18 protein-coding genes and 1 pseudogene are annotated in these 13434 nt (G+C 71.5%); 9 read left to right on the forward strand and 10 right to left on the reverse strand.

Translation table 11 applies throughout. The annotated features are described in order from the left end of the window. Both ACFWIS_RS20685 and ACFWIS_RS20690 read left to right on the forward strand, forming a co-directional pair. Nucleotides 1-171 (forward strand): annotated as a pseudogene (locus ACFWIS_RS20685) (5'-methylthioadenosine phosphorylase); the annotation flags it as partial. Nucleotides 172-352: 181 nt separating this feature from the next. Further along, the gene (locus ACFWIS_RS20690) at nt 353-1888 is read left to right on the forward strand and encodes a purple acid phosphatase family protein (protein ID WP_380523946.1); all 1536 of its coding nucleotides are present in this window, start codon (nt 353-355) and stop codon (nt 1886-1888) included. Nucleotides 1889-2002: 114 nt separating this feature from the next. Here ACFWIS_RS20690 and ACFWIS_RS20695 read toward each other — a convergent pair whose 3' ends face one another. The 7 genes from ACFWIS_RS20695 to ACFWIS_RS20725 all read right to left on the reverse strand — a co-directional run bounded on the left by ACFWIS_RS20695 (nt 2003) and on the right by ACFWIS_RS20725 (nt 5937). Beyond that, on the reverse strand, nt 2003-2497 hold the full coding sequence (locus tag ACFWIS_RS20695; RefSeq protein WP_380455744.1) for a hypothetical protein: 495 nt from the start codon (nt 2495-2497) through the stop codon (nt 2003-2005). Between the two features lie 86 nt (nt 2498-2583). Next, nucleotides 2584-3759: a methyltransferase domain-containing protein gene (locus ACFWIS_RS20700; RefSeq protein WP_380455742.1), complete on the reverse strand. Its 1176-nt coding sequence runs from the start codon at nt 3757-3759 to the stop codon at nt 2584-2586. Further along, nucleotides 3759-3890: a hypothetical protein gene (locus ACFWIS_RS20705; RefSeq protein WP_380455740.1), complete on the reverse strand. Its 132-nt coding sequence runs from the start codon at nt 3888-3890 to the stop codon at nt 3759-3761. Before ACFWIS_RS20705 ends, ACFWIS_RS20700 begins: the two co-directional genes overlap by 1 nt. A 111-nt stretch (nt 3891-4001) precedes the next feature. Then, complete coding sequence (locus ACFWIS_RS20710) at nt 4002-4853, reverse strand: helix-turn-helix domain-containing protein (protein WP_380455737.1); 852 nt, start codon at nt 4851-4853, stop codon at nt 4002-4004. A 27-nt stretch (nt 4854-4880) separates the two neighbouring features. After that, a complete protein-coding gene (locus tag ACFWIS_RS20715) occupies nt 4881-5327 on the reverse strand; it encodes a DUF6879 family protein (protein WP_380523948.1) in 447 nt (148 codons plus the stop codon). Next, nucleotides 5224-5487, reverse strand: coding sequence for a hypothetical protein (locus tag ACFWIS_RS20720; RefSeq protein ID WP_380455759.1), 264 nt, complete (start codon nt 5485-5487; stop codon nt 5224-5226). The genes ACFWIS_RS20715 and ACFWIS_RS20720 overlap by 104 nt, the downstream gene beginning before the upstream one ends. 114 nt (nt 5488-5601) lie before the next feature. After that, nucleotides 5602-5937 carry a hypothetical protein gene (locus ACFWIS_RS20725; protein ID WP_380455732.1) on the reverse strand — a complete coding sequence of 112 codons (336 nt, stop codon included), beginning with the start codon at nt 5935-5937 and terminating at the stop codon, nt 5602-5604. Nucleotides 5938-6098: 161 nt separating this feature from the next. On the opposite strand from ACFWIS_RS20725, the gene ACFWIS_RS20730 reads away from it, so the two are divergent. From ACFWIS_RS20730 to ACFWIS_RS20750, 5 genes are all read left to right on the forward strand, one after another. Beyond that, the gene (locus ACFWIS_RS20730) at nt 6099-6950 is read left to right on the forward strand and encodes a helix-turn-helix domain-containing protein (protein WP_380455730.1); all 852 of its coding nucleotides are present in this window, start codon (nt 6099-6101) and stop codon (nt 6948-6950) included. A 13-nt stretch (nt 6951-6963) separates the two neighbouring features. Then, complete coding sequence (locus tag ACFWIS_RS20735; protein ID WP_380455728.1) at nt 6964-7161, forward strand: DUF397 domain-containing protein; 198 nt, start codon at nt 6964-6966, stop codon at nt 7159-7161. Between the two features lie 14 nt (nt 7162-7175). Continuing rightward, complete coding sequence (locus tag ACFWIS_RS20740; protein WP_380455726.1) at nt 7176-8066, forward strand: phosphorothioated DNA-binding restriction endonuclease; 891 nt, start codon at nt 7176-7178, stop codon at nt 8064-8066. Nucleotides 8067-8174: 108 nt separating this feature from the next. After that, nucleotides 8175-8807 carry a ClpP family protease gene (locus ACFWIS_RS20745; protein WP_380455723.1) on the forward strand — a complete coding sequence of 211 codons (633 nt, stop codon included), beginning with the start codon at nt 8175-8177 and terminating at the stop codon, nt 8805-8807. Between the two features lies 1 nt (nt 8808). Continuing rightward, nucleotides 8809-9411, forward strand: coding sequence for a ClpP family protease (locus tag ACFWIS_RS20750; RefSeq protein WP_380455720.1), 603 nt, complete (start codon nt 8809-8811; stop codon nt 9409-9411). A gap of 112 nt (nt 9412-9523) precedes the next feature. Here the strand turns inward: ACFWIS_RS20750 and ACFWIS_RS20755 are convergent, their stop codons facing one another. Beyond that, complete coding sequence (locus tag ACFWIS_RS20755) at nt 9524-9925, reverse strand: helix-turn-helix domain-containing protein (protein ID WP_380455717.1); 402 nt, start codon at nt 9923-9925, stop codon at nt 9524-9526. A 107-nt stretch (nt 9926-10032) separates the two neighbouring features. Then, complete coding sequence (locus ACFWIS_RS20760; protein WP_380455715.1) at nt 10033-10476, reverse strand: DUF6210 family protein; 444 nt, start codon at nt 10474-10476, stop codon at nt 10033-10035. 105 nt (nt 10477-10581) lie between these two features. Here ACFWIS_RS20760 and ACFWIS_RS20765 point away from each other — a divergent pair, with 105 nt between their 5' ends. After that, on the forward strand, nt 10582-11820 hold the full coding sequence (locus ACFWIS_RS20765; protein WP_380455756.1) for an MFS transporter: 1239 nt from the start codon (nt 10582-10584) through the stop codon (nt 11818-11820). A 61-nt stretch (nt 11821-11881) separates the two neighbouring features. Here ACFWIS_RS20765 and ACFWIS_RS20770 read toward each other — a convergent pair whose 3' ends face one another. Then, nucleotides 11882-12460, reverse strand: coding sequence for a TetR/AcrR family transcriptional regulator (locus ACFWIS_RS20770; protein ID WP_380455713.1), 579 nt, complete (start codon nt 12458-12460; stop codon nt 11882-11884). Nucleotides 12461-12516: 56 nt separating this feature from the next. Between ACFWIS_RS20770 and ACFWIS_RS20775 the strand changes: the two genes are divergently transcribed. Continuing rightward, a complete protein-coding gene (locus ACFWIS_RS20775) occupies nt 12517-13410 on the forward strand; it encodes an alpha/beta fold hydrolase (RefSeq protein WP_380455711.1) in 894 nt (297 codons plus the stop codon). Nucleotides 13411-13434 lie beyond the last annotated feature (24 nt).

Genomic DNA, 13434 nt, shown 5'->3' on the forward strand with positions numbered 1-13434 from the left:
GGGGACGGGGTGACCCACGCGGAGGTGCTGGAGGTCTTCGCGGGCAACGTCGACCGACTGCGCACGGTGCTGTTCAAGGCCCTGGAGGCCCTGCCGGCCGAGCGGGACTGCGTCTGCTCGCACGCACTGGACGGCGTGGCCACCGGCCTGCCGGGGGTGGCCGCGGGCTGACTCCCCGCCCGGACCAGCGTTCAGCTCCCGTTCGCCGTCCCCACACGCGAACGTGGGGCGGACGTACCGTCCGGCTGGGAGCCTCCTCGGCGTTTCTCATAGCCAGGAGGTTCCGGCAGTGGCACACCCCTCTCGTAGAACGGTCCTTCGGACGGGCACGGCGGTCGGCGCGCTGACCGCCTTGCCCGCCTCCACCCTGCTGTGGACCCAGCCGGCCGTCGCCGGCACCCCCGGGCCGGAGCAGATCCACCTCCAGTGGGGCAACGAGCCGTCCCGTCAGATGACCGTCTCCTGGGCCACCGCCGCATCGGTGCAGCGCCCCCGGGTGCGCATCGGCACCCCGCGCGGCGGCGCCGGCCGCACCGTCGACGCGCGCAGCCGCAGCTACGTCGACGGCCTCAACAAGGTCGAGACCTTCACCCACCACGCCCGGCTGGACGGGCTGCGCCCCGACACCACGTACGTCTACGAGGTGCTGCACGACGGCGCCCAGCCCGTCCGGGGCACCTTCCGCACCGCGCCCGCCCGCGGCCGGGCCGCCTTCCGGTTCACCAGCTTCGGGGACCTCGGCACCGGCGACAACGTGTTCAAGAAGTCGTCCGTCCACGGCGCCGCCGCCGTCCGCCAGGTCGAGCAGTTCGCCCCGCTGTTCCACCTGCTCAACGGCGACCTCGCGTACGCCAACAACAACCCGCAACTCCAGCCGCAGGCCTGGAACGCGTTCATGAACAACATGGCCAGGTCCGCCGCCAACCGGCCCTGGATGCCGGCCCCCGGCAACCACGAGGTCGAGGCCGGCGGTGGCGACCTCGGGTACGCCTCCTACCTGACCCGCTTCGAGCTGCCGGACAACGGGACGCGCGACCACTGCGGCAACTGGTACGGCTTCCAGGTCGGTTCGGTGCTGTTCGTCAGCCTGGACGGCAACGAGATCGCCGTCGAGGACGACGCCAGCCTCGACCCGGCCACCGGGCAGTCGATCTACATCAGCGACTACAGCGATGGTGCCCAACTCCGTTGGCTGGAGCGGGTGCTGTCCCGGGCCAGGGGCGGCAGCGCGGTCGACTGGATCGTGGTCAACCTGCACCAGTTCGCGATGTCCTCCTCCGCCGCCAGCCACGGCGGCGACCTGGGCATCCGGGAGAAGCTGCTGCCGCTGCTCGACCGCTACTCCGTCGACCTCGTGCTGGCCGGGCACGACCACGACTACGAGCGCACCCACCCCGTCCGCGGCACCGAGCCGGGCGGGCTGCTCACCCCGGCCGTCGTCGACGACGACCTGCGGCAGATCGACACCTCGGAGGGGACCGTCCACCTGATCCTCGGCGGCGGCGGTACGGCGGGCCACGACGACGTCTACCTGCCGGTCGGCGCGGACGGCGTCCGCGAGGCCGCCGTCCGCACCCAGCGGCTCACCTTCAAGGCCGACCCGGACGCCAAGGAGAAGGCCCACTGGTCCGCCGTCACCGACCCGGACACCAAGTACCCGTACGGGGTGGCCGTGTTCGACGTCGACCCGGGACTGGTGCCCGGCGGCCGCACCACCATCACGGTCTCCTACTACCACTCGGTGCCGGCCACCGCCGCGAACCCGGCGCCGACGCCGGTGCTGTACGACCGGTTCACGCTGTACCGGGACCGCAGCGACGGCTGGGGCGGGGACGACCAGGGCGAGGACGAGAACTCCCAGGGCGAGCGTGCCGCCGCCCGGCGGTAGCCGATCCCTGCTGGGCCCGTCGCGCCGTTCCGGTGCGGCGGGCCCGTCCCCGACGGCATCGGCCGGCGCCCCTGCGCAGGAAGTCGGCCCGTCCGACTTCCTGCGCGGGCGCTCTCAGGTGCCGGTGGCCCGGACGTAGATGTCGGCGGCGCCTCTGCGGCCGGAGGGCCACGGCACGACGAAGACCTGCCGCCCGGCCCGCCCCTCTGTCACCAGCGCGCCCTCCGCCGGCTCCGCGCCCGGCAGCGCTGATCTGAGGTCCTCCGGCAGCGGGGCTGCGGCGCCGGGCTGCGGCAGGTCGTAGGTGGAGAGGAAGTCCTCGACGTCGGCACCCTCGCCGCCACCGACCTCGTAGCGCAGGTAGGCGACGCGCGAGCCGTCGGCGGCTCGCGCCAGCACGGCATTCGTCGGATGGTAGTACCGCCCCTTGTGGGGATGCTGCTCCCGGTCCAGGCCCGCCAGCCGCTCCGCGCGGGCGGTGTCGCCCTCCGGCTGCTGGCCGAACCGGAGGAACGCCGTCACCATCCACCAGACGCACCCCACGGTGATCAGCACGCACACAGTGAGGAACGCCCCCAGCACCCAACGCCCGAGTCGGCGAGACGCCATGTCAGTGCCTTACCTCTCGCCCGGGACGGTCCTGGTCCTCACGCTAGCGAGAGGGGTGGGCGGGCGCAGGTGATCGGTGCGATTCGTCACGGCAACGGCCAGGAGTCCGCCGGGTCGTCCAGCCAGGCCCGGTGACCTTCGGGGGTGACGGTGAGGCCGAACCGCTCCGGTCCGGGGGAGTCGTTTCCCTCCCACCACGAGTGCGCCTGTTCGATCTCGTCCCACAGGCGACGCGGACCGTGCTGCCGCACCGTGAACACGTCGTGCTCGCCGCCGTCGTGGTCAACGGCCGCCCACGAGGTGCGGTCCGTGGTGGCGATCCAGAGCCGGTCCGCCACCCCGTCGATCGGGCTGTCCTGCCAGGCGTGCCAGATGTCGCCGATGCGGTGGCCGACGGCGAACGCCGCATCCCCCCACACCACCTCGCGGCGCGGCAGGGTGGTGGCGGACACCTGCGGGGTATGGCCCTCCTTCACCACGTCGCCGTAGATCTCCAGGTCCTGGCGCTGGGTGCGCATGAGCATGAACGAGCTGACCGGCAGGTACCTGCCGACCGCCACCCCGTCCCCGCCGACGGTGAGCCGTAGCAGGCCCCAGCAGATCCACGGGTTGTCCCACGGAGTGAGGATGACGCCGCCGGGCTTGGTCTGACCGATCCACCGGGTGGGGATGCGGCGTACGGAGCAGGTGGACACCACACGGTCGTAGGGGGCGTGCCGGCCCCACCCGAGCGCCCCGTCTCCGCAGACCACCTCGGGGCCGAACCCGGCCTCCTTGAGTGCCACGCGGGCGCTCAGGGCCAGAGCCGGGTCCACCTCGATCGTGGTGACGTTGGCGTCGCCCAGGCGGTGGGACATGAGGGCAGAGGTCCACCCGGTCCCGGTGCCGATCTCCAGCACCCGCATGCCCGGTCGCAGGTCGAGCAGTTCGAGCATCCGGAAGACGACCGAGGGGGCGGAGGACGAACTGGACGGCCACGCCTGCGAGGGGTCGTCGGGTACGGCACCGTCGTTGAGCTGGGTCACCACCGGCTCGTTGGCCAGGGCGCTGGCCAACCAGGCGTCGGCGTCGTCGCGGCGGTCCACATTGCGGTAGGTCCCGTCGCGGTCGAGCCAGATGCGGTCAGGGAGGAAGGCATGGCGCGGGGCCGCGTCGGCGGCCCTGATCCACTCGGGGGCCACGTCGTGACCGAGGACGTCGCTGACGGCTCGGAGCAGGTCGCGCATGGCGGCCTGCTCCGCAGAGTGCTGGTCGTCCGTCATCAGCGGTGCTTGCCGCCCTTGTCGGGGCCCTGGCCGTCAGGACTGGGCTTCGGGCCGATCACGGGACCGCCGGGCTTGGCGTGCTGCCCTCCGCTGCCGTCGTTCGGGCCGCCCTTGTTCTGGTCTCCCATGGGGGTTCTCCTACTCGGTCGTTGTGGTGGCTGGAGCCGGCGGGCTTGCAGAAACCACGGTGCCGAGCAAGCGCTGTGCGAATCAAAGGAGTTGCTGGAAGTTGCGGAGATTCACCCGATCGTGCTGATCGCCGAATCGATCAACTGCCGTGCTGCGTGGCCGTGGACGGCCACGGCCGCCAGATCCCGAAACGCCTTGAGATAGTCGGCGACCTCGCGTGGCTGTGTGATGTTGATCTCGGCCGTCAGCGTCTCCACCAGGGCCCGCCGGTCGTCGTAGACGTAGTACGCCTCCAGCGGCCAAGTGCCCTCCCGCTGAGCGGTGGAGGGGATCACGCCCAGCGAGAGAGACGGCAGCGGCATCACGGCCAGCAGATGGCGCAGCTGGCCGACCATGGCCTCCGGTGGCGCGATGCGCGAGCGCAATACCCACTCCTCGATCAGCACCACGAACCTGCGGTGCCCCTCGTACAGGAACCGACTGCGGGCGATCCGTGCGGCCACGGCCTCGGTGACGTCGTCCGGGGTGTTCTGGAAGCGTGTGATGGAGGTCAGCAGTGCCGTTGCGTAGGCCGGCGTCTGGAGGAAGCCGGGGACGACGTTGGAGACGTAGGCGCGCACCAGGCTGGTCCGCTCATGGCGGGTATAGAAGTCCTCCTGGGTCCTGCGCATGCCGTTCCGGTGCAGGCGACGCCATTCCAGGTACATCGAGTCCACGGCGCGAGCGGTGGCGATCAGGTCGTCCACCTGGTCGTCGGCCCCGCAGGCCGCGCACCACGCGCGGATGTCGGCGTCAGTGGGCTGGGTCTCGCCCTTCTGGATGCGGGTGGTCTTGGCGGGGTGCCAGCCGCACCGGGCCGACAGCTCGCGCCCGTTGATCCCGGCCTCCTTGCGGAGGTGCGTCAGGCGCACCGCGAGCGCTTCACGAGCACCCTGGGCGCTGGAGGACGGGGAAGCGGGCATGAGCTGTCATTCCGGTGGGTGAGAGGGTCAGACGGAGAACCGCTTGTGGGGCGTGGCGCGCTGCCACACCTGCTCGAACGCGTCGGCGCACAGCTTGATCGCCGCCGGGTCGTCGCTCCACACCTTGGGTTCCTCGGGGTGCCAGTCTCCGGCTCCCGTCCAGTTGTGGAACTGGACCAGACGTTCGTCGAACAGCCAGAAGTCGGTGCCGGGCAATGCGAGGTCGAAGGCGAGGCGGCGCGGCAGCCACCGCACCAGCTCGCCGGCGCCGATGTTCAGCGGCGTGGAGGCGTGTTCCCAGCGGATGTAGTCCGTCACGGGTTGCGAGACGATCCGGGCCCGGCGCATCACGACACCCCTGCCGACGGCCTCACGCACGGTGCCGAGCCACTCGGGCCACCACCGTGCGGTCGGGTCGAGGTTCACCTGGCCGGTGCGCCGGAACTCGTCGAACTCCTGCACTTCGTCGCCCACCGCATAGGAGTCGCGCATCTCCAGGTGGACGACCGAGTGTCAACAGTTCGTCGGCCTCTTCGTCCTGGACCACCAGGTCGGCCGTCTCCTCGTCCACCCACACCGTGGGCGAGCCCTCGCCGCCGGTGTTCGGGTCCATTCCGATGAACCGTAGATCCACGATGCTCTCCAGTGCCAAGTCACTTGCGTGGATTTGCGTGGTCGTGGAGGTCCAGCCTGCCGGGTAGTCGAGGTCACTCGACAGGGCCGATCCGGCCAACGCGGTGGGCGGCCGTCAGGCGGCTTCGGGGTGGTCCGGGGCGGCGGTGTCCGGGCGGGTGAGCCAGACCAGGCGGGCGGTGATGTTCGGGCGGCGGGAGAAGTGGCGGAGGGCGCGCTCGGGCTCGGGGAGGGTCAGGTGCGTCCGGCGGTCGAGGGTGATGACGTGAGTGAGACCGTCGGGGTCGGCGAGGCCCCAGGCCGCCACCCAGCCGTCGGCGGCCGCGTCGCCTTCGTTGTGCACCTGGACGACGGCGAAGAGTCGGGGTGCGGTGTCGAGGACGAGTCCGCGCAGCTCCTGGTCGAACGTCATGTCGAACGGGCGAGGGTTTGGCGTGGGCGCAGCAGTCATGGAAATCTCCTACGTGAAGGGGAGTTGGACGCGGTGCTGCCACCACCAAAGGCGCGGAGCGTCTCTGATGCAGCATCAAAAATAGCTAGCCGGTAGGATGCAGTCCACCCTCTTTGAGGGATCCATGGCACTTCCACCCCAAAGAGTGAAGGGAGCGGCGGATGCCGCCCAGCAAGCTTCCGCCGAGCGTCCGGCAGCGACGTCTCGGTGCAGAGCTGCGTCGGCTGCGCGAGCAGGCGGGTCTGTCGGCCACGCGGGCAGGGGAACTGCACGGTGCGACGCAGTCCAGGATCAGCAGCATCGAAGCCGGCGGATACCCGGTGAGTGCGGACCGGGTGCGGACGCTGGCGCGCCTCTACGGCTGCGTGGATGAAGCCCTGATCGAGGCGCTGACCCGTATGACGGGAGGGCGTACGCGGGGGTGGTGGGAGGAGTACCGCGAGATCCTCCCGGCCGGAGCGCTCGACCTGGCGGAGGTCGAGCACCATGCGCAGTCCATGCGGATCGTCTCAGTGGTTCACATCCCCGGGCTTCTCCAGACCCCGGAGCATGCCCGTGCGCTCTTCCGTGATGTAGTCCCACCGTTGTCGCCGCCCGAAGTGGAGCACCTTGTCTCCCATCGCATCAAGCGGCAGGCGGTGCTGTTCGGGAAGCAGCCGACCCCACTTTCCGCCGTTGTCCATGAGACCGCCTTGCGCATGGGTTTCGGCGGGCGCGAGGTGGCCCGTGATCAGCTGGAATACCTGTTGACCGCGAGCGAAATCCCTCACGTCGATGTACGAGTGATCCCGTTCGGGACCGGGAGCTACCCCAGCTCCGGTGCCGGGATCGTGTACTTCGCCGCTGAGGTCGCCCGGTTGGACAGTGTGCAGGTCGACGGGGACCGGTTCGAGTTCATTGACACCGAGCCGCAGCTGATCAAGTATCGAGCCGTGTTGGATCGGCTGGAGGCGACCGCACTCGGGCCCGAGGCGTCTCGCGATCTCATCCGCCGTACCGCCCAGAGCATGTGAGACGGGAACGATCATGGCCGTTCAGAACTGGCAGAAGTCCTCATTCAGCGGGGACACCGCCAACTGCATCTACGTCGCGGCGACACTCGGTGACGCCATAAAGATCCGCGAGAGTGATGACCCCGAGGTCGTCGTCACCACCACGCCGGACGGGCTCCGTGCCCTCCTGCGCGGTGTCAAGGCCGGGGAGTTCGACCATCTGACGACGTAGCTACCCTGACGTGCATGGACTGGCTGGAACGCGTGGCGAATCTCAGGCGCTGGACGAGCAACGGCGTCCGGGCGCCGCACAAGCCGTTGTTGCTGCTCTACGCCCTCGGCAGCTACCAGCGGGACGCGGACGGGGAGTTGCGCTACAGCATGGTCGAGGAGGAGCTGAAGCGGCTGCTCGCCGACTACGGGCCGGCGAATCCGACCAACCCCGGCTACCCCTTCCACCACATGGTCAGCGACGGCGTATGGGAGGTCCGGACCGATCACGGGACGGGGAGTCCCGGTAGCGGGGTCGGGATCCTGCGTTCCAGCGGGGCGACCGGCCGGCTCGCGGCCGGGCTGCGGGTGGCGCTCGGGGAGGAGCCGGCGCTGTTGGGGCGGATGGCCAGGGTGCTGCTCGACGCGCACTTCCCGGCGTCGCTGCACGCCGATCTCTGCGAGGCGGTCGGGCTCGACCTGGAGGAGGCCGGGACCGGGACGGTGAGAGCCGCCGCCCGGCGGCAGCGGGACCGGCGGATGCGCGAACTGATACTCACCGCCTACGAGTTCCAGTGCGCGTTCTGCGGCTACGACGGCGCCCTCGGGGCGAGCACGGTCGGCCTGGAGGCCGCCCATGTGCGCTGGTGGTCGCACGACGGGCCGGACGAGGTCGACAACGGCCTGTGTCTCTGTTCGCTGCACCACAAGCTCTTCGACAAGGGCGTCCTGGGTCTGGGGGAGGGACGCCGGATCCTGGTCTCCCAGCGGTTCGTCGGCCGCAGCGAGGCCAGCCGCCGGCACGTGCTCGCGCTCGCCGGGCGCCCCGTGATCGGTCCTCAGCCGGGCAATCCGCCGGTCGCGGACCGGCACCGGGAGTGGCATGTGCGGCAGGTGTTCCACGGCGCCCCGCGGCAGGTGGCGTAGCCGCTCTGCCCTCGGCGAATCTGCGGCGGGCAGAGAAACGGGGGCCGGTGGGCGGTCGGGGGTGAGAGTGGGGTCGACGGCATCTTCGGCCCTACGAGGAGGGACCACATGAATCCATTCGACGCGCCCCGCGCGGAGTGGGGGGACACTCCGCCCAGTGCCTTCGACGACCATCTCGCCGCCCAACTGCTCGCCCAGCGCATCGTGTTGCTCGGCACGCAGGTCGACGACGTGTCGGCGAACCGGGTCTGCGCGCAGCTCCTGCTGCTGTCGGCGGAGGACCCGCGCAGTGACATCGGCCTGTACATCAACAGCCCTGGCGGGTCGGTGTCGGCGGGGCTGGCGATCTTCGACACCATGCGGCTGATCCCGAACGACGTGTCGACGCTCGCGATGGGGTTCGCGGCCAGCATGGGGCAGTTCCTGCTCACGGTGGGGGCGCGCGGCAAGCGGTTCGCGCTGCCGAACGCGCGGATCATGATGCACCAACCGTCGGCGGGGATCGGCGGAACGGCTGCGGACATCGAGATCCAGGCGGAGAACCTGGAGTTCACCAAGCGGACCATCGAGCGGATCACCGCCGAGCACACCGGGCAGAGCGAGGAGACGATCGCCCGGGACGGCGACCGGGACCGCTGGTTCACCGCGGAGCAGGCGGTGGAGTACGGGCTGGTGGACCGGGTGGTGGAGTCGGTGACCGACATCCGCCCGGCCTCGTCGCGGCGACGGATGGGGCTCTGACATGGGGTCGTACACGGTTCCGTACGTGATCGAGCGGACCGCGCAGGGTGAGCGGTCCTACGACGTGTTCAGTCGGCTGCTGAACGAGCGGATCATCTTCCTCGGCACCGACATCGATGACGGCGTCGCGAACGTGGTCATCGCCCAGCTCCTGCACCTGGAGTCGGAGAACCCGGAGCGCGAGATCTCGATCTACCTCAACTCGCCCGGGGGATCGTTCACTTCGCTGATGGCGATCTACGACACGATGACCTTCGTGCAGGCGCCGATCTCGACGTTCTGCGTCGGCCAGGCGGCGTCGACGGCGGCGGTGCTGCTGGCCGGCGGGGATCCCGGGCGGCGGTTCGTGCTCCAGCACGCGCGGGTGCTGCTCGGGCAGCCGGCCAGCGGCGGGCGGCAGGGGATGGTCTCCGACCTCACCCTCGCGGCCAAGGAGATGGTGCGGATCCGCTCCCAGGTGGAGCAGGTGCTGTCCCGGCACACGGGGCACGACGTGGCGACGCTGCGCGCGGACATGGACCGGGAGAAGGTGCTCACCGCCGAGGAGGCCGTCGGGTACGGGCTCGCGGACGAGGTGCTGAGCCGGCGGCTGGCGTTCGGCTGACCCCCGGCGCGTGACCCCCGGCGCGTGACCCCCGGCGCGTGACCGGTGGCGGGTGGCCGGTGGCGGGTGGCGGGTGGCCGGTACCACGGGGGTGTACCGGCCACCGGTCCGTTCAGGCGGCCAGACAGAGGCCGTTGGTCCGCGCCGACGGCGCCGTGCGGCGGTGGGCCGACCGGCTGCGGGTGTGCCGGACGAGTTCGTCCTGGGCGAGCGAGAGGAGGTCGCCGAGGCCGAGTCCGAGGGCCCTGGCGGCGGCCGAGAGCACCTCGGAGGAGGCCTCCTTGCGTCCGCGCTCCAGCTCGGACAGGTACGGCATGGAGATCCGGGCCTCCTCCGCGACGTCCTTCAACGTGCGCTCCTGGGCGAGCCGTTCGCGCCGCAGCACGTCGCCGACCAGGTCACGCCAGAGCGGTTCCTTGGGGGCGGCCGGTTGGGGACCCGGGCCGGAATGCGGCGGCGGGGTCTGCGGGCGCAGCGGGATGACGCGGGCTTCGTTCGGCGCTTGAGTGCTCACCCCTTCAGCCTAGGGATCCGGGGCCCCGGGGGAAGGGGGCGGCGTTCTGCCCTGGGTGAAGTCCTGCGCACCGAGCGGCCTTTGGCCGTTGCTGCGGCAGGCCGACGCTAGTCGGAGTTCTCCCAGACCAGGATGCCGGGCCCGTCCGGGGTGAGGACCGGGACCCAGGCCTCGTCGGCCTGGGCGAGGCGGGACTCGTCGAGGACCAGCGGGGTGGGGAGGGCGTCGTCGCGGTTGTCGGAGGAGGAGACGGAGAAGCCGACGGCGGCCCGCAGGCGGTCGAGGAGATCGGCGGGCCAGTCCAGGCCGCTCGATCCCTGCTTCTTCAGCTCGCGGACGAAGATCGCCCGCAGTTCGTCGTCCAGCCGGCGGCCGAGGAGGGGGATCAGGTAGCCCTCCTGCTCGTACTGGGCGCAGCGGAGGCCGCCGCCCTGGTTCTGGTAGACCACGCCGGTGGGCGCCGCCACGATGACGAACATCCAGCCCAGGCCCGTGCCGGAGCTGACCGGGTCGAGGAAGACGTACCGCTTGCCGTGGTTCGGGTGAGACATGGTCGGAGCGTCGCACAGAACGGCCTGATGCCGCACCGGGATTGACCGGTGGCGGGCCGAAGGGGGGCGTGTGGGGCCTCTGTTAGCCTGCTTGACGTGATCAGGATGGGGCCGGGGACGGGTGCGCAGCGGGCCCTGATCGCCGCGAGTTTCGTCAGCAGGGTCGGCAACGGGCTGTTCAACAGTGCGGCCATCCTCTACTTCACGCTGGTGGTGCACCTGCCCGCGACCCAGGTGGGGGCCGGGCTGACGGTCGCCGGGCTGTGCGGCCTGGCGGCGGGCGTGCCGGCGGGGAACCTGGCCGACCGGTACGGGCCGCGCCGGGTCTGGCTGACGGCCCTGGCCGTGCAGGCCGTCACCATGGCGGCCTTCGTGCTCATCGACGGCTGGCCGGGGTTCGCCCTGGTCGCCACCCTGGACCGGCTGGCCGCCACCGCGGCGGGTGCCGCGGGCGGGGCGCTGGTCGCGCGGGTCGGCGGGGAACGGCCGGCGGCGTTCCGGGCCAGGCTCCGGACGTTCGTCAACCTGGGGGTGGTCGTGGGCACCCTGGGGGCGGCCGTCGCCGTCCAGTTGGACACCCGGGCCGCGTACACCGGGCTGATCCTCGCCAACGCCGCCAGCTTCGCCTTCGCCGGGCTGATCGCCCTCCTGCGCGTCCCGGACCACCCGCCGCTGGCGCGGCCCGCGGCGCATGGGCGGTGGTCGGTGCTGGCCGACCGGCCGTACGTGTCCTTCGTTGCGCTGTACAGCGCCATCGGGCTGCAGTACCAGACCGTCTCCCTGCTGCTGCCGATCTGGCTCAGCGCCCACACCGACGCCCCGCGCTGGACGGTGGCGGCGGTCTACGCGGTGAACAGCGCGGTCTGCGCGCTGCTGCAGAGCAGGCTCGGCGCCGGGGTGGAGACCCCGCGGCAGGGCGGTCGGGCGTTCCGGCTGGCCGGGCTGCTGTTCCTGGTGAGCTGCCCGTTGATGGCGCTGACGGCGGACGTGCCGACCTGGGTCGCGCCGGCGCTGGCCGTGCTCGCGGTGTGCGTCCACAGCGTCGGGGAGGTGTGGGAGTCCTCGGCGGGCTACGCGCTCGGTTACGGGCTGGCGCCCGATCACGCCCAGGGGCAGTACCAGGGCCTGTTCGGCGTCGGCTTCGACGCGGGCCAGGCGCTCGCCCCGCTGGTACTGACCGGGCTGGTGCTCCCGCTGGGCCGGCCGGGGTGGCTGCTGCTCGGGGTGTTCTTCGCCGTCCTGGGGGCGGCGGGGCCGTCGGTGGCCGCCTGGGGTGAGCGGACCCGCCCGGTGCCGCCGGGCGCGGGGCCCGCCGCCGAGGCCGGGCTGACGCCCACAAGCTGAACCCCGGTGTGCTGCCCGCTGTGCCCGCTGTGCCCGCTGTGCCCGCCGCGCCTGGGGCCGATCAGGGGAAGAGCCGGCCCAGGTGGTGGCGCAGGACGGCGGTGGCGTCCTCGGGCGTGCGCTGGTGGAGGAGGACGCTGAGGCCGAGGCCGGCGGAGAGGGCGAGCAGGACGACGGCCTCCTGGCGCGGGTCGGCGGCGCCGGCGGCGGTGAGCTGGGCGGTGAGGAAGGCTTCCATCTCGTCGGGGGCGGTGAGAAAGGACCGGTCGGCGAGGGCGGGGTCGGTGACGGAGAGTACGGCGTACTCGGTGTAGATCAGGTGGAAGGCCCGGCTCTCCTGGTCGGTGGGGACGGCTTCGAGCAGGACGGCCTCGATGATCCGGCGGGGGTCGGTGCCGGCGCCGGTGGCGCGGACGCGCTGCTGGACGCGTTCGCCCATCCGGGTGGCGAGGCGGGTCATGGCGGCGAGGAGCAGCTGCTCCTTGGTGTCGAAGTAGTACTGGACGAGCCGGACGGAGACGCCGGCCTCGGCCGCCACGGAGCGCATGGTGACGGAGTGCAGGCCGCTGTGCGTCGCCGAGCGGAGCAGGGCGTCGATGAGGTGGGCCCGTCGTTCCTCGTGATCCACCAGCTTGGGCATCGGGTTCCTTCCGGATATTTTTGTGGTACAACCATACCATCAAACCGGGAGGGATCATGACCAGGACCAGCGTCGGACACTTCGCCAGCGAGGCGGCGAAGGCGAAGTTCCTCAAGGCGTACGACCGGGCGATGGAGCTCTGGCCGAGCCCACGACGGGAGTCGGACGTCGAGACCGGCTACGGCACCGTCCACGTCCACCACTACGGGCCCACCGAGGGCGAGCCGATCGTGCTGCTGCACGGCCACGCCGGGCACCCGTCCAACTGGTACCCGCAGATCGCCGCCCTCGGCGAGCGCCACCCGGTGTACGCGATCGACACCCTGGACGACCCGGGCCGCAGCGTGCAGCGCGCCGTCGCCGCCGGGTCGCCGGAGAACGCGGCCTGGCTGGGGGAGGTGCTGGCCGGGCTCGGGCTGGAGCGGGTGCACCTGGTGGGGGTCTCGTACGGCGGCTGGCTGGCGCTCAACCAGGCCGTCCATGGGCCCGAACGCCTCTCCTCCGTCACGTCGTTGGACCCGGGCGGGATCGAGAAGGTCCCCGCGCGGTTCTACGCCCACATGATCGGCGGGCTGTTCGGCATGCTGGCCCCGCGCCCGCTGCGCCCCGCCGTGGGGCGACTGCTGGCCAACCCGGCGCTCGGCGCGCCGCGCGAGATGACCGCCCCGCTGATGCTCGCCATGCGCAGTTACAGGCCGGGCAGCCGCCCGCCGGCCCGGCCCTTCACGGACGGGGAGTTGGGCTCGATCGGGCTGCCCGTGCTGATGCTGGTCGGCCGGCGCAGCGCGCTGCTGCGGCCGCGCCAGGTGGTGGAGCGGGTCACGGCGCTGATCCCGGGCGTGCGGGCGGAGATCGTCGAACGGGCCGGGCACGGGCTGAACCTGGAGCAGCCCGAGCTGGTCAACGAGCGGCTGCTGGGCTTCATCGCTTCGGTGCAGCAGTCGGTGTAGGCGGCCCCCCGTCAGGCCCCGTCA

The sequence above is a fragment of the Kitasatospora sp. NPDC127060 genome (assembly GCF_042724935.1).
Lineage (GTDB): Bacteria > Actinomycetota > Actinomycetes > Streptomycetales > Streptomycetaceae > Kitasatospora.

Bases quoted from the DNA above. Each gene is read 5' to 3' on its own strand.
- ACFWIS_RS20775 (WP_380455711.1), top strand. From the start codon at position 12,517: ATGACCAGGACCAGCGTCGGACACTTCGCCAGCGAGGCGGCGAAGGCG.
- ACFWIS_RS20745 (WP_380455723.1), top strand. From the start codon at position 8,175: ATGAATCCATTCGACGCGCCCCGCGCGGAGTGGGGGGACACTCCGCCC.
- ACFWIS_RS20740 (WP_380455726.1), top strand. From the start codon at position 7,176: ATGGACTGGCTGGAACGCGTGGCGAATCTCAGGCGCTGGACGAGCAAC.
- ACFWIS_RS20695 (WP_380455744.1), bottom strand. From the start codon at position 2,497: ATGGCGTCTCGCCGACTCGGGCGTTGGGTGCTGGGGGCGTTCCTCACT.
- ACFWIS_RS20760 (WP_380455715.1), bottom strand. From the start codon at position 10,476: ATGTCTCACCCGAACCACGGCAAGCGGTACGTCTTCCTCGACCCGGTC.
- ACFWIS_RS20710 (WP_380455737.1), bottom strand. From the start codon at position 4,853: ATGCCCGCTTCCCCGTCCTCCAGCGCCCAGGGTGCTCGTGAAGCGCTC.
- ACFWIS_RS20730 (WP_380455730.1), top strand. From the start codon at position 6,099: ATGCCGCCCAGCAAGCTTCCGCCGAGCGTCCGGCAGCGACGTCTCGGT.
- ACFWIS_RS20765 (WP_380455756.1), top strand. From the start codon at position 10,582: ATGGGGCCGGGGACGGGTGCGCAGCGGGCCCTGATCGCCGCGAGTTTC.
- ACFWIS_RS20770 (WP_380455713.1), bottom strand. From the start codon at position 12,460: ATGCCCAAGCTGGTGGATCACGAGGAACGACGGGCCCACCTCATCGAC.
- ACFWIS_RS20700 (WP_380455742.1), bottom strand. From the start codon at position 3,759: ATGACGGACGACCAGCACTCTGCGGAGCAGGCCGCCATGCGCGACCTG.
- ACFWIS_RS20735 (WP_380455728.1), top strand. From the start codon at position 6,964: ATGGCCGTTCAGAACTGGCAGAAGTCCTCATTCAGCGGGGACACCGCC.
- ACFWIS_RS20750 (WP_380455720.1), top strand. From the start codon at position 8,809: ATGGGGTCGTACACGGTTCCGTACGTGATCGAGCGGACCGCGCAGGGT.
- ACFWIS_RS20705 (WP_380455740.1), bottom strand. From the start codon at position 3,890: ATGGGAGACCAGAACAAGGGCGGCCCGAACGACGGCAGCGGAGGGCAG.
- ACFWIS_RS20725 (WP_380455732.1), bottom strand. From the start codon at position 5,937: ATGACTGCTGCGCCCACGCCAAACCCTCGCCCGTTCGACATGACGTTC.